Annotated in this window: 18 protein-coding genes; 13 read left to right on the forward strand and 5 right to left on the reverse strand. The window is 46.8% G+C overall.

What is annotated here, in order from left to right; all coding sequences use genetic code 11:
- The coding region (locus tag G519_RS42995; RefSeq protein ID WP_036632961.1) for an ATP-binding protein at nt 1-174 on the forward strand (174 nt) is incomplete at its 5' end.
- Nucleotides 175-178: 4 nt separating this feature from the next.
- On the opposite strand, the gene G519_RS43000 is transcribed toward G519_RS42995, so the two are convergent.
- Together G519_RS43000 and G519_RS48445 are read right to left on the reverse strand one after the other, a co-directional pair.
- Nucleotides 179-868, reverse strand: a complete 690-nt coding sequence (locus G519_RS43000) for a site-specific integrase (RefSeq protein WP_051253395.1) — start codon at nt 866-868, stop codon at nt 179-181.
- A 2-nt stretch (nt 869-870) separates the two neighbouring features.
- Nucleotides 871-1,533: a helix-turn-helix domain-containing protein gene (locus tag G519_RS48445; protein WP_064743457.1), complete on the reverse strand. Its 663-nt coding sequence runs from the start codon at nt 1,531-1,533 to the stop codon at nt 871-873.
- 206 nt (nt 1,534-1,739) lie between these two features.
- Between G519_RS48445 and G519_RS0114385 the strand changes: the two genes are divergently transcribed.
- From G519_RS0114385 to G519_RS0114435, 10 genes are all read left to right on the forward strand, one after another.
- On the forward strand, nt 1,740-1,931 hold the full coding sequence (locus G519_RS0114385) for a helix-turn-helix domain-containing protein (protein WP_029195304.1): 192 nt from the start codon (nt 1,740-1,742) through the stop codon (nt 1,929-1,931).
- A 22-nt stretch (nt 1,932-1,953) separates the two neighbouring features.
- Entirely contained in the window at nt 1,954-2,145 is a 192-nt protein-coding gene (locus G519_RS43010) for a hypothetical protein (RefSeq protein WP_244280116.1), read from the forward strand.
- 20 nt (nt 2,146-2,165) lie between these two features.
- Nucleotides 2,166-2,381, forward strand: a complete 216-nt coding sequence (locus G519_RS0114395; protein WP_029195305.1) for a hypothetical protein — start codon at nt 2,166-2,168, stop codon at nt 2,379-2,381.
- A gap of 154 nt (nt 2,382-2,535) precedes the next feature.
- Nucleotides 2,536-5,430: a phage NrS-1 polymerase family protein gene (locus tag G519_RS47450; protein WP_051253396.1), complete on the forward strand. Its 2,895-nt coding sequence runs from the start codon at nt 2,536-2,538 to the stop codon at nt 5,428-5,430.
- A 403-nt stretch (nt 5,431-5,833) separates the two neighbouring features.
- A complete protein-coding gene (locus tag G519_RS0114410) occupies nt 5,834-6,298 on the forward strand; it encodes a hypothetical protein (RefSeq protein ID WP_029195306.1) in 465 nt (154 codons plus the stop codon).
- A gap of 42 nt (nt 6,299-6,340) precedes the next feature.
- Complete coding sequence (locus G519_RS47455; RefSeq protein WP_051253397.1) at nt 6,341-7,201, forward strand: hypothetical protein; 861 nt, start codon at nt 6,341-6,343, stop codon at nt 7,199-7,201.
- 193 nt (nt 7,202-7,394) lie between these two features.
- Nucleotides 7,395-7,823 carry a hypothetical protein gene (locus G519_RS43025; protein WP_127528205.1) on the forward strand — a complete coding sequence of 143 codons (429 nt, stop codon included), beginning with the start codon at nt 7,395-7,397 and terminating at the stop codon, nt 7,821-7,823.
- A 159-nt stretch (nt 7,824-7,982) separates the two neighbouring features.
- Nucleotides 7,983-10,601, forward strand: coding sequence for a hypothetical protein (locus tag G519_RS47460; RefSeq protein ID WP_029195307.1), 2,619 nt, complete (start codon nt 7,983-7,985; stop codon nt 10,599-10,601).
- 26 nt (nt 10,602-10,627) lie between these two features.
- Nucleotides 10,628-10,876: a hypothetical protein gene (locus G519_RS0114430; RefSeq protein ID WP_029195308.1), complete on the forward strand. Its 249-nt coding sequence runs from the start codon at nt 10,628-10,630 to the stop codon at nt 10,874-10,876.
- A 29-nt stretch (nt 10,877-10,905) separates the two neighbouring features.
- Entirely contained in the window at nt 10,906-11,673 is a 768-nt protein-coding gene (locus G519_RS0114435; protein WP_029195309.1) for a hypothetical protein, read from the forward strand.
- 121 nt (nt 11,674-11,794) lie between these two features.
- On the opposite strand, the gene G519_RS0114440 is transcribed toward G519_RS0114435, so the two are convergent.
- The 3 genes from G519_RS0114440 to G519_RS0114450 form a co-directional block, all read right to left on the reverse strand.
- On the reverse strand, nt 11,795-11,998 hold the full coding sequence (locus G519_RS0114440) for a hypothetical protein (RefSeq protein WP_029195310.1): 204 nt from the start codon (nt 11,996-11,998) through the stop codon (nt 11,795-11,797).
- 66 nt (nt 11,999-12,064) lie between these two features.
- Nucleotides 12,065-12,298: a hypothetical protein gene (locus G519_RS0114445; RefSeq protein ID WP_029195311.1), complete on the reverse strand. Its 234-nt coding sequence runs from the start codon at nt 12,296-12,298 to the stop codon at nt 12,065-12,067.
- Nucleotides 12,282-12,491 (reverse strand): hypothetical protein, encoded by a 210-nt coding sequence (locus G519_RS0114450; RefSeq protein ID WP_029195312.1) that lies wholly within the window; start codon nt 12,489-12,491, stop codon nt 12,282-12,284. The genes G519_RS0114445 and G519_RS0114450 overlap by 17 nt, the downstream gene beginning before the upstream one ends.
- Nucleotides 12,492-12,723: 232 nt before the next feature.
- Here G519_RS0114450 and G519_RS0114455 point away from each other — a divergent pair, with 232 nt between their 5' ends.
- Both G519_RS0114455 and G519_RS0114460 read left to right on the forward strand, forming a co-directional pair.
- Nucleotides 12,724-13,002, forward strand: a complete 279-nt coding sequence (locus tag G519_RS0114455; protein ID WP_029195313.1) for a hypothetical protein — start codon at nt 12,724-12,726, stop codon at nt 13,000-13,002.
- A gap of 385 nt (nt 13,003-13,387) precedes the next feature.
- The gene (locus tag G519_RS0114460) at nt 13,388-14,374 is read left to right on the forward strand and encodes an AAA family ATPase (protein ID WP_029195314.1); all 987 of its coding nucleotides are present in this window, start codon (nt 13,388-13,390) and stop codon (nt 14,372-14,374) included.
- Nucleotides 14,375-14,377: the final 3 nt, after the last annotated feature.

Below are 14,377 nucleotides of genomic sequence, written 5' to 3' on the forward strand. Positions count from 1 at the left end.
GAACGACGAAGCCTCATCATTACGACCAATCTCGAATTCTCCAAGTGGGGAGGCATCTTCACCGACGACCAGATGGCTGCGGCGATGATTGACCGTCTTGCTCATCACGGACAGCTCATTGTTTTTGAAGGAGAAAGTTACCGCCTTAAGCACGCATTAATGCGTCAAAAGTGACCGATTAACTGGAAATTCCACAGGGAATTTCATGATAAAACCAGGGAATTTCATGATAAAACCAGGGAATTCCTGATGATAAAACCAGGGAAAAACCGATGATTATACCAGGGAAAAGCTGTTGATAAAACCAGGGAATTTCACTTGACAAAACACTGTATATGTCTGCGTCATAGTCGATTTCTTTTGGCTTCGGGACCCCCTCCATAGGGTTGTCCTTTATTATTTTCCATTCCTTTGCCCAGTGAAAAATGCTTTTTAGGACCCGATAGTATTTTACAATGGAATTAGACCCTAAGCCGTCGTTCCCCAGCTTGTCTATAAAATCCATAACGTGTAAAGACTTTATCTTCTCCATATTCATGCTGCCGAAATGCGGTATAATGCGTTTTTCTACAATGTTGTTGTAGTTCTGCTGAGTCTTTTCCTCCAGCTTCTTTTCTACGAACCGCTTTTGCCACTCACGTACGAAGGATTCGAAATGCATTTTTTCAAGATCAATGTACTGGCCTGTTTGTACTTCCGCTGAAAATTTTTCGAGTTCTTTCTGTAATTCCCGCTTTCCTAAATCCTCTTTACAGAAATCCTTCGCATGTATCATCTTTCTGCGCCGAATTCGTTTTCCATCTGGGCCGTAGCCTAATTCTACTGTAAGACGGTACGAACCTTTACCGCGGTTTTCAATAGTCGCCATTTTTAACCTTCCCCCTTAAATAACAGCTGGAGCATAGATTCTACACGCTGGCAGTCGTTTTGGCTTAGCTTCTTATTTCCATAACCGATATTTGGAAGTTTAAGCAAATCCTCTAAATTTAACAGAGACGTTTCACGTTCCCAGTCATATTCCAATCGCCCCAGTTCCAAGTTTAATAACATGCGCCTACGGCTATCAAGGGATAGTACCCCATCAATATAAGTACGGGGTGTGAAGTTTTCTGTGGTTATGTGCATTCCATAATTTTGGGCGGTTAACCATAAGGGCTGTAAAAAAATTTCCTTGAATTTGTTGCTCTCCATGTCGGCGAACTTAGTTATTTCATGTGCAAAATATTTTTCTACTTCCTGGTCGTTCTCATAAAACCGGGTGTCGAGCGCCCCGGCAAGCATAGCGGCGTCTTCAAAGTTGGAATCTGACTTTTTAATCAACCCGGCTTTCTCAAGCAAGCTATCAGCGGGAACGTCCAGCGCTTTAGCCAGATTCTTCAAGTTTTCAAGTTTCGGTACGCCCCTAGAACCGTTTTCAATCCTAGAAATCTGCGCATCACTTACCCCCGAAAGTTCGGCCAACTGCTTTAACGTGTAGCCCCTTTTCTTACGCAATGTTTTCACAAAATCCCCGAAACCTTTTAAGTTCTCCATACGCGAACTGCTCAACTCCTTTGAAATAGATTTAATTAAAACTTACTATACAGCAATACAACCAAAAGGTAAATAATTAACTTTAATATATTACCATTTAGACAATTTTATCATTGCCTAGTTGCATCTACTGTGTTATTGTAAAATTACCAAATGACAATTTTAGTTTAAAACTTTACTACCAAAATGAAATGGAGAGGTTGGAAATGGAGAGAATCACATTAACACCCGAAGAAGCTGCTGATTTCCTGGGCTTGAAACGGACGAAAATCTATGAGTTGGTTCGACAAGGCAAAATCCCGCATATCCGACCAGCTGGCCGTCTCATTTTATTCCGTCGGGATACTTTAACCGACTGGCTTGAGAAGCAAGAAAAGGCGAGCATTAGCAACTGCTAAACGCATTTATGGAGGGAAGCATATGGAATACAGCCGCCGCGCTGTATGGCTGGCCGTAGACAGCGAATACGGCGACCGTCTAACTGAAATCACGCGGGAGCATGTCGCGCTGGCAAAGGAACTGATTGTAAACCGGGAAGGCAGTACATCATACACCGGGATATATATACCACCCGGCCCAGCTGCGCAAGGAACGCGACGCAATTATTTCTAAATTTGAAGGGAGAACTACCAATGAAGCCGTCAACACTTGAACAACAAGCAGAACAATTGGTAAAGGTAAAGCAGGAACGGAAGCAAGCGGAACGTGAAAAGCGGGCAGCGGAGGAAGAAATGCAGCGTATTCGGGAGAAAATCCAGGCCCTTGGTTTTGACCCGAACAACCTGGACGAAGCTGTAAGGAAATTGGAAACAGAAATCGAAGCCGAATTGAACAAATGGGCGGCGTGAATGAATAGGGAACTGATACAGGTCTTCCAGCTTTTTAGCCCCCTAGGAGACTTAATAAAAAGAAAGCCTTACGGTGAGAGGTTAACCGGGAACCTACTGGCGGCGGTGAGCCAGGCATAAGGAGGTAGAACTTAATTTTTAGGGGAGATCAGCTATGAAAGAAAAAGAGAAAGGCCGCCCCGAACAGGGCGACCTAATAACTACGGAACTGGCTACACCAATTATACCACAAAAACAGCGGACCGTAGCAAGTTTTGATAATATCCCAACAGAATTGAAATCGCTGAAACAGTGGGTTGTATGGGAGTATGAAACGCGCAACGAGAAAGCAACGAAAGTACCGAAGCAGACCGACGGAAGAAATGCAAGTACGAACCGACCGAATACCTGGACGACGTTTGCCACAGCAGCGGAAGCCTACTGCACGGGCAGTTTCGATGGTATAGGCTTCTGTTTCAGTGAAAACGACCCTTTCGTAGGTGTGGACCTGGACAAGATCGACGGCTGGAAAGACAAAGTCGACGGTATTATCCGTAGTCTGGATAGCTATACGGAAGTAAGCCCGTCGGGTAACGGCTACAGGGTATTCGTGAAAGGTAAGAAGCCGGGAAAAAACGAGCGAAAGGCCGGGCATAACCTAGAGATTTACGACCATACCAGCACTCGCTTTTTAACACTGACCGGGAACCACGTACCGGGGCTACCTACTGTCATAGAAGAACGCCAGGAAGCGGTTGAACGGTTGTATTACGATTACCTAGGAGTGAAGGAAGTAAAACCGCCAAAGCCTAATACGCCTCCTGTGAATAAATTGCCCGATAGCATCACAGATGAGGAAGTATGGCAGGCTATGTTTGAAAGTGAAGCCGAGGAAAGTATCCACGCCCTGTACGACGGCGATCTATCCGGGTATAACGGGGACCATTCTGCGGCAGACCTTGCCCTATGCGCATACCTTGCCTGGTTCACCAAAAAGGACGAACAGCGCATTGACCGCATGTTTAGGCAGACGAAGCTGTATCGTCCAAAATGGGACGAATACCGAGGCGAACTGAAATACGGGGAAATGACAATACAGAAGGCCGTAACGGGTACGGAATTGCCCGAAGAACGCCTGGCAGCAGCCCGGCAGACGGTAGCCGACACTATGGGAAAGGTAGCCGCAGGCGATAAGAAGGCGGCCCTGGGCGGTGAAATGATAGGCGCTCTAGCCCTGCTGCAAGATAAGGCCCCGGCTGATTTCGCTAAGGTGAAGATCGACCTAAAGCAGTACGGGCTTCCGCTGCGTGACATAGAAAAGGCTATAAACCTGGAGATGTCTCAACTTCGCCTGGTTAAGTCGGGTACAGCTGTTGCCCAGCCGAAGAGGGAAAATACGCTGAGAAGGGACTGGGTAATTGATGCGAACGGTTGCCTGTGCCGCCGTAAACTTTTGGAAGAAGGCTGGCAGAATATCCTGATAACCCGAACCGCACCAACGATTCAAAAAGTGCTTATTGCGGAACAGTCGGGTCTTGAATACTGGGATATTGGGTTTAAGACGGTACGGGGCCGCCAGATATCGGTACACGTATCTAGGGAAGGCATTTCGACCCGGCGGGGCATTATTACAGAACTAGCCGGGCATGGCTTCGATATAGGCGAAGATAACGCCAGGGACGTTATCAAATATCTACGGGACTACGCGGCTGCCTACGCCCAGGAAACCGAGGAACAGCGCTTCGTAGAGCATTTCGGTTGGTCCGAAGGTTACAGCAGCTTCGTAATCGGTAATGACGTAATAGGTAGCCAGGACGTTATTTTCAAAGCGCCAGGGACTGGGGAACAACAACTGGCCGACGGCTTTACGATAAGCGGGACCTTCGAAGGTTGGAAGCAGCTAACACGGCTGATCGGGAATAAGCCCTGGTCCATGTTCAAATTGTACCAGGCTTTCCTGCCACCACTTCTGCCGATACTGCGAACGAACGGTTATGCGCTGGCAAACTGGGGCGAATCTAGCGAAGGCAAGACGTTAACAGACCAAATCGCCGTCAGTGTGTGGGGGAACCCGAATTATAAAGGCGAAGACCCTAGCATATTACAGCAGGGTAGGGGAATGACGAACGATAGGCTGGAAAAGGGGCTGGCAGTTTCTAGGCATTTGCCGTATTTCCTGCAAGACGCACACGAAGCGCGGGCCGATATTGCAGCTGCCCTGCATAATGTCGAAATGGGGCAGACCAGTCCGAAGGGCGACATATCGAACGGTTCGCGGAAGGTTAAGCAAATAAGAACGGTATGGTTCATTACCAGCGAAACGTCTATCACAGGGTTAAAGCCCCAGGGCGGCATTGCGGCCCGCGTAATCGAGAAAAACGGTTCGCCGCTGGCTGAGAAAAACCCGCTGCTGGCGCACCAAATCGAACGCGCCATACTGGAGCATTACGGACACGCAGGCAGGCGGTTTATCGAATATCTAATTGCTAACCGGGAGCGCTGGGATGAGTGGCGGCGGGACTTCATGGACATGCAGGAAGAAGCCATACAGCAGACCGCCGACTTGGATAATAAGGTTAGCCGCATGAATAAAGCGTATATCGCTGTTCTAATGGCTGGTGTTCTAGCCGACGAAGCCCTTGGGCTGGGGCTGGGTCAGGAAAAGATCGAACAGGATATAGGCATCTGCTTAAATGAATCGCGGGAAACGATGGATACCCGGCCCTATTACGATAAGGCGCTGGACGTACTGCGAGAGTGGATTGTATCGAACCGAAACGAGTTTTACATAGTCGGCAGCAATAGCGACTTCGGCAGGAACGTTCCGGGGGTGTGGAATGAAAAAGAAAAATTCGTAGCCATGTTCCCGGAACGTGCAAAGGAAATCCTGGAACTTAGGGATTATGATATTCGCCGTTGTTCTACCGAATGGCGGGACAAGGGTTACATAAACCCGGACCCCAAAGGGAAATCGACTAAAGCTACCTGGTATCCACCAGTGAAAATTACGCAGCGAATGTACCAATTCACTTACGCGGCACTTGGATTCGATGATCTTACCCCTACTTAAACCAACCTTATACCTAAAACGCAGAAAGGTGTAAGGCTGAAAACCATTGGTATATAAGGCACTATCACAATTGTTATATGAACCTTACACCTATTACACCTAAAAATAATATATATGGGTATTTATATAAATCTCATCTGTGATATGAGGGGGGTGTTAGATATGAATTAATTTTATTTTTAACTGTAATATACGCATACGCAGAAAAAATGGTGTAAGTGTGTAAGGTTCGTCTGTGAAAGTGCTCTAAACCCTTGATACGACTGGTTTTTTATCATTACACCGGAAGGCTGAAAAGGCGTAAGGAATGGTATAAGAACTTGTGTAAGGTGTAGGGAAACTCCGCCTTCCGGGCGCCGCAGGCCCACTTTACGGAACGAACTTAAGAAAGGGGTTTTAAGCAATGACGTTCGACGAAGAAATCCGGTACTTAATGCGGCAAGAATTAGACGATGTTACCACGCTGGTAGCTAGTTCCGCCGATGCTAAGTTGCAGCTTCATGAGAAGCGTTTAGCAGCTGCGCAGGCCAGGTTGGAGGCATCTGTATTTAATTCAGCATTTCCCCGGTATGCCAACCTTCTAACAGGGTCCGCTAGAAAAGAATACTTAGCCAAACTAAGACTTTATGACAAGGCGATCAGCCGTCTTATGTCGGTAGAAAGCGAAAAGCGCGAAGCCCGGCGTCAGGTAATCGAAGCTTTAACCGATCTACGGACACGCTCTGCCTGGTACTTAGAGCGTAGAATTGAGATTGAGAAAAAGCATTGGGCCGATATGTTAGAAAACGATCCGGATCTATATCCATACGACCCTGATCACTTTGAACTGCATATGCAGGACATAGAAAACGGCATATTCGATGTATAAGCTTCCCAGCTAGATTCATCACTGGGGGGGAGGTGATATGCAATGGTTGATTCAGAGACAGAGGAAAAAGCGAAATTCCATCCTTCGGCTGACGAAAAAAACTGGATTATCGAAAGGCAGGGACGCCGAATTCTCGCGTGTGGTGCGCAGCGCAAACGTGTTAAGGCAAGATGTAGAAATCGGGCGGGCATGGGGACAAATCACACAGGCTGGGGCAGGTGTAAATTTTGTGCCGGACTAAGTACCGGGCCGAAGACAGAAGAAGGCAAGGCCGCAGCTGCGGCAAATTCCAGGAAGCACGGATTCTACAGCAACGTATTAAGTCCAGCGGAACGTATAGCCTACGAGGAACAGCGTGCGGTAAAGTCATTAAGTTTAGAGGATGAGATCTATTTACAGAAAGCGAAGATAGCCGTTTATTTAGCGGACTGGCGGCGTAAATGGGATTCGTACTATAAGCGCAAGCTGGCCGAAAAGTACGTAAAGTACCGCTGTACAGCGCCCGACTGTGACGGTTTCCACGTACGGGGCGACCTGGAACAGAAGCCGGGCTATTGTAACCGCTGCGGCGAAAAGCACCTGGAAGAAGTCGAACGCTGGGTAGCGAATCGCACCCCAGAAGACGCGGAACGGTACGCCGACAGCATGACGAAGGTTTACTATTCCGAAGGCGAAGGGGCGCGCAGCTTCTACCACGCTGGAAGCCTGGAAGACAGAACGCTAGACCGGGCATTAAATACCCTGAGCCGCATGGTAGAGAAACACGCCAGGCTTAATTCCGATCAAGGAGACGACTTGCTGGGCGCGATTAACGCAGAGCTTCGCGCAGCTTCAAGGGGCAAGGTAAGTATTTCCTGGGGCGGCCCGGCGCAGAAGCGTTTAACCACGGAAAACGCAAAGTAAGTAACCGCGTAAAACGGAGAAAACACGAGAAAAACGAAGTTCGTTAGTGTCGGTTTTTGGGCGTTTATTGCATTGTTCCACGGAAGCTAAAACGCCTGCTACGGTCAAATTTGCCTGAATTTGGGGAAAAGTTTTCCAGACATATGTACAAAATCAGATATTTTATACATATGTCTGGGGCAAATCGGTGGAAATGGGGGCTAGCATGCGGATAGAGGGCTACATTTCGAAGAGGAACATAAAGCGCTGGTTGGAGAATTACGAATCCCTGGCTGCTGGTGACAGGCCTTACGATGCTATACCGGGAAGTAGCGGCCCGAAGAACACCGACGGAGTAGTAAGCGGCGGGCGGCTGAATAAAATTATGTTGGACGATGCGCTGGAGCAGCTGCGGAAGGAAATGTCCTTTTCTTATTATTGCGTTCGGTTTACATATATCAGACCGATCCTACAGAAAGAAGCCCTACGCAAACTTAACGTAAGGCGGCCCGTATTTGTCCGGGGACTGGAGCAGGGCGAAGAATTCATATACCGGGCAATAAACGGCGGCGCTGCCGAAGAAAAGGAAAGCCTGCAAGCTGCGCCAGGCTACAAACGACTTGCGGAATTGATAACTCGTTAACGTTGTAAAGTTGCCAAGAAATAAAGAAGTCTTTACTTCTGCAAGACCCACGACCATTGGGTTAGGTCGGCGACCTCTACGGCTGGTGGTTAACAGTCGGCGTAGAGCCTTGACGGTTTATAGGTCAAACCGATTCTAACTTTATGGTGGTGATGGAAAATGTCACGCGAATTTACAATGGGTATTCGTCTTAATTATTTTGATAACGACTTTACGCGGGGGATTCGGGAAGCGACACGGAATACAAACAGCTTCCGGGATGGGATGGCGGCAGCGACGCGCAGCGCCACAGGCTTAACTTCTGCGGTTGGGGCGGCAGCAGTAGCCCTGGGCGGCATGGTGGCAGCTAAAAAGGGCTTCGACTGGCTTGTAGGCGCTAACGCCGATATGGAAACCTACCAAAATACGTTAACCGTCGTAATGGGGAGCGCAGAAGAAGCGACGAAGACGCTGGCCTGGGCTAATAAATTTGCTACACAGACCCCCTTCGAAATTCCTCAAATTGTCGAAGCGACTACGAAAATGGCTTCGTACGGAATAAGCGCACAGAAGACGCTGGGCGTCGTCGGTGATATGGCTTCGGTAATGGGTAAAGATTTAATGCAGGCCGTCGAAGCTGTAGCCGATGCACAGACCGGGGAAGTAGAAAGATTAAAAGAATTCGGTATTACAAAAGGCATGATACAAGAACAGGCGAAGCTGCTGGGAAGTAACCCGATAGATAGTAAGGGCAGCATAACCGATATGCAAGGCTTTAACGCGGCGCTATTCTCGCTTATGGAAAAACGATTCCAGGGCGGTATGGCAATGCAGGCTAAAAGTTTTAAGGGAATGCTTTCGAACGCTTCGGACTTTATGGGAAGCCTGGGCCGAAACCTGGGTAAGCCACTTTTTGACCGAAGTAAAAAGCAGCTGGAAGGATTCTTAAACACTCTTAACCAGCTGCAAAACGACGGTAGCATAGACCACTTTATAGGCAAAGTACACAAAGTCGGGGCCGTAGTCGGTAATGAAATGGCCTACGCCGGGAAGGTGTTACGCGCAGCTTTCCGGGGGATGTGGGCCATAGCAAGCCCTATAATAAATGGGATTAGAAGCAACTGGGCGAAGTGGCAGCCCGTTATCCAGACGCTGGGCTACTCATTAGCTGCGTTTGCCGTCGGTCTAGGCGGCTTAAAGACGGCGCTTACGACTGCAAGTATAGCTATGAAACTACTGAATGTAACAATGCTGACTAACCCGGTAGGCTGGATTATCTTAGGCGTCGGCCTTCTTATCGGGCTTTTTATCAAAATGAACGGCGGTATAGACGGTTCTAAAAAGAAGCTACTGGAAATATGGGATGTAACTAAGCATTTCGGCCAGGCTATTGCTGACATTTTTACGAAATCCGACCCGACCCGCCTTATGGATATGGGATTTAGCCGTAACTTTAACGTAGCCGTATGGAAAGTCGTTACCGCTGCCCGGTTTATGGCCGATCAGCTGGCGAAAGGCTGGGCATGGATACAGCAGCAAGCGATTAAATACTGGCCGACGATAAAGTCTACTGCGATTACTGTAATCAATTCGCTGGTAGCTGCCTTCAGCTGGCTTCAATCCCAGGCCATTAAATACTGGCCGATGATAAAGGCAGCTATTGTAACATCCTTCGATTACGTTAAAGCAAACGTACTGCCTGTACTTACGCAGCTGCTGACTGTAGGTAAAAATACCTTTATGCAGCTATGGGCGGTAATTAAGCCCTTCGGTATGACCCTGTACAATCTTTTCAAGGCCGTACTTCCTACGGTAATACCTGTAATACTGGGCTTAGTAAAAGGCGCAGCCTGGGCATTCTCTAACATCCTATGGCCCGCTATTCTAATTATCGGTAAAGCTATAACCAGCATGGTAGGCGCTGTACTGCCCGTCGTAATGAGTGTCGTAACCGGGATTATTAAGGCGTTTACGGCTGTACTAAATTGGGCGGCGGTAATATGGCCCGCAGTAGTGAAAGTCGCGGGGGCTGCCTTCGTCTTCTTACAATTCTGGTGGGCGGCTATGGGGCCTTATATTATGGCGGCGCTGCAAGTCATTACTTCGATAATCGTAGGGGCCTTTAAGGTAATCATGGCCGTTATAAAATTTATCTGGACGACGATCAGCAGCATTATAAGTACCGCCTGGGCGATTATATCCGGGATTATACAAACGGCTCTAGGGTTGCTTACTGGTGACTGGAAAATGGCCTGGGATGGTATAAAAACCATTTTCGAAGGCATATGGAACGGTATTATAGACTTCCTAGGCGGCCTGGGTAGCCTGTTCTATGATTCGGGTAAAGCTATCATTACGACGCTGGTAGACGGTATAAAAAGTATGGCAATGGCCCCGGTAAATGCGATTAAGGGCGTAATGGAAAAAGTACGCGAATTTCTTCCATTCTCCGACGCGAAGAAGGGGCCGCTTTCGCAGTTAACGTACAGCGGGGGCGCTATCATGACGACTCTATCGGCTGGCGTCGATATGAAAGCTGGGATGCTACAAGATGCCGTAGGCGGCGCATTCTCTAATGCGGGTACAAACATCACCCCTAACCAGGTAAACGCCGTGGTAGCCCCGCCAGCGAAGGCAGAAGCATTAGCCCCAGTGTTCAATATCGGGGACATAAACATAAACGCAGCGGAAGGCATGGACGGAAAACAATTGTACCAAGAATTTATAAACGAACTTTATAATCAGGCTAAAAATGCAACGGCCCTTTTGAGCAGTAGTAATAAGGCAGCATTAATTTAATCCGAAACACAGGAGGGTATCTGAAAATGAAAGAAAAAAGAATTTTATTAGAAAATGCGGTGCTAAAGCAAGCTGCTACACTTAATCCGATTCACATGAAGCAAGTTGTACTGGCGCTGGAAGACCGGGAATACGCAGAATTACTGGAGTACATTGACCAGGACGAATTGAATCCGACCAGCGTAAACAGGGCGTTAAAGCACCTGGCCGCAACTGAACCGAATTTATTCTACTCGCCTGAAAAGGCGAAAGACCTGGACAACGGTAGCAATTAAAATAAATCCAAAGTAGGGGGAATTTAACCATGATTAGAGCGTATGAAGAAATGGTAGAGAGTATTAAGGCGTTTGACGCCGCACAGGGGATGGACAACGGACAACTGGCAGCAGCAGCTGCGGAAGTGGAGCAAGCCCGCCAGCGGTATAATAGCCTGCTGGAAGAAGCCCTGGAGAACCCGGAACTGGCCGCAGATGTAGCCAAGGCTCAGGGAATGGTAACTATCATGGAAACGAAACTGCAACGTCTACAGGCAAAGCTGGATGCTGGAAAGAAGCCGTACCCGGACGGCATGGCGGTAGCCTTTATGAACGTCCAGGGGGAAATTCGCCGCAAAATCGCAGACGGTAGCCTGCTTCGAGAGGAATTCCAGCCCCACCTAAACGACATGGCCCAGCATAGGCAGGCCTACCTGGGAAAATTAGCTACTGTGCTTGTCAAGATGCACGAAGTAAATAAAACTTTAGAGCATATCCAGCACAGCACAGCAAGCGCCGTACTTCGTTACACTGGCAAAGAAGTAAGATACGGTCTTTTCGGCTCCGAAGCATTGTCAGAATCGGACTTCAAGGAATGGGCCTGGGTTTATCAGAACGCTTACCACGAAGACCTAGGGAAAATAAGAAAAGCAGCCCTGGAGGAAGCACACCCCGAAACAAAGCTGCACCCGGTACGCAGTACGCCGAATGTAACGGTTAAAGAAGAAAAGGCCCCAGAAGCAGCGGTACACATGCAAACGCAACAATTGCAGCAATCGGACAACGGCAGTTATGTTCATCATATGCAAACAACTTAACTTACAGGAAAATTCAAAGCCGCGTAGGACGGGATACAGCCCCGCTACGCGGCTTTCGTTTAGCCTGGTACGCTAATTAATTTACTGCTTCCGCGTCATGGTTTTCAGCCGCAGCTTGCGATTAATCATGACTGTGCTGTTCTATAAGTTTTAAAGTGTTATTCCATAAGTGCCTTATAGGCTTCGTGCGATTTCCCCAGGCTTTTAGAAGTTCTAGTGCCCCGGCTGGGTTCTTTTCAGCTAGTTCGGCTAACTTAACAGGTAAGTACTCCATTTGGTGAAGTAATTCGACATCAATCGGGAAACCATCATTTACTTTTTGCATTGTGTATCCCGCCTTTCTTATTTGTTGTTCTAAATATTTAATACAATTGCTGAAATTCCTGGTCTATTACGGGGCTTTTGTATACATGGCTAATGCTGCTGTTACTTCATCCCATAGTTGGGGAACCTCTTTTTTCTTCGCGCCCCAGTCACGTAAATAACCAATGGCGGCTTCCTGGTCGCGGTAGGATAGTTCCGCTAATTTAACTGGCAAATAGGCCGTCATATGAACTAGTTCCCAGTCAATCGGCCATGGATAGTTTGAAGGTGGTGTTCTCATTCCTTTAATATTCCGAGACATTGGATTTCCCCTCGTCTATGGCTATTAGGGTTTCATTCCAAAGGTGGGTAATGGGCATCCTACCTTCACCCCATGCCCGCAGCAACTGAAATGCGGCTTCTTCGTTTACATACGAAAGTTCTGTTAGCTTACAAGGTAAGTAGGCCAGTTGCTTTATACGTTCGATAGGTATAGGCAGTTTATTTGTTGGCATGAATATTCAACTCCTTTTTATGCTAGAGTACAGTACGCCAACGCATACCGCTAGATTTATCTCTAGATAACACCATTAACTTTAGATAACAATATGACGGTATAAAAAATAGCGTGTATAATAGTAAAGACATCTTTACTACTACTAAGTAGTTATTTTTTAAGTACTAGAATTCACATAACTGGAAGCCTTAAGTTAGCTTTATGAATAAAGGGGAAGTAGGTTCTGTAATATGAGATTCGAAGCGAAGGGTACTATTCAAGGCCACGAAGTTAACGTAGCCTGGAAAGACGGCAGCTTAACCGGGAACGGCCAGGCTATATGCATGGTATTAACCGAAGCGGCTAACCTGGAAGGCGAACTGGTAGGCCCAGTAGGGCAGCAGACCGATACGAAACACTTAGACGACCCTTTATCTGCAATGATTATTATTGACAGGGTACTAGCCGACGCGGTATTTACCGGGGAAGTACCCAAACCAGGTAGCGCGCCTCCTTGGGCTGTTATCTAGTTCACATGATGAAATTAAGAAGCTTGGAGCGGAAGAGGCCGTTACGGTGGTAGGCTGAAGACGTCACAGAAGAACAACGTTTATAGTGTCATGAAGATTGAGGAATTAACAGGTGCAAGAAAGCCGACACTGACTGGAACTACATACAATGTTGGCTGTCTGAGAAAACTAATCTGTGGTAAATCTAGTATAAATACAAGGAATTAAGCATTTTCTGTCGAATATGGCTATGATTTAAGTTGTAACGATTGACGAGAGTAGCCTTTCTAAGCTATGTTAAATTAAAAACCGCCCGGATAGGTAAATAAAGGGAATTGGCCCAGGTTGTATGATCATATAAATTGTATAATAAATTTAGAACATCTTTTGGAAAGGAGGGGAGTACATGAACGGAACCTTGCTTAAACGTCTGTTCAAAGCAATTAACATCGGCAGTAACGACGATCTTCAAAAGATAGCTCAAGCAATTATTGATGATGAACTAAAAAAAGGGCATACACAGTTAGCTAAAGAGCTGTCAAACGCAATGTTAGCTAGCGGCCGATTGATAAAGCCAGAAGCAACTTTTGAAATGAATACAAATTCAATGTCAGTATTACCAAAGAGTAAGAGATATGAAACGCCCCTTGCAACATATATACCAAGTGATAAGCTACAGCATGACATGATCTTGCCTAATACAGTTGAAGAAAAGTTTATTAGAATTGAAAAAGAATACGCGGCCAGAGAACGTTTAGCATTGTATGGATTTACTCCAAGAAAAAAAATATTGCTTTTTGGGCCTCCAGGCTGTGGGAAGACATTAGGGGCACAAAGATTAGCTTGGAGAACCGGCTTGCCATTGATAAAGGTAAGATTCGATTCTTTAATTTCTTCATATCTCGGTGAAACAGCTTCTAATCTTCGTTCTATTTTTGATTCAGCTGCCCATTCACCTTGTATTTTGTTTTTTGATGAATTCGATTCAATCGCAAAATCTAGAACAATGGACCAAGATGTTGGAGAAATTAAGCGTGTAGTAAACAGTTTTTTGCAATTGCTGGATGAGTACGAGTCTCCCGGGCTTTTAGTTGCTGCAACAAACTTGAATGATCAAATTGACGCCGCGATATGGAGACGATTTGACGATAGTATCGAAATTCCTAAACCTGGTCCTGAGGAATTGAAACAGATTATTGTTGTAACGCTTTCGGGTATGAAAACTGAACGCTTTGATTGGAACATTTTATTGAAGGAAGCAGAGGGTTTCTCTGCCGCTCAAATAGTAAGAGCATCTGGTGATGCGGCTAAAAAAGTAATACTTGATTCATCTGAATTAGTAACACAAAAAGTGCTACTGTCAGCAATCGCCGAAAATAGAGGAGTTAACTAAGAA

The organism is Paenibacillus alginolyticus DSM 5050 = NBRC 15375 (genome assembly GCF_000422905.1).
Taxonomy (GTDB): domain Bacteria; phylum Bacillota; class Bacilli; order Paenibacillales; family NBRC-103111; genus Paenibacillus_E; species Paenibacillus_E alginolyticus.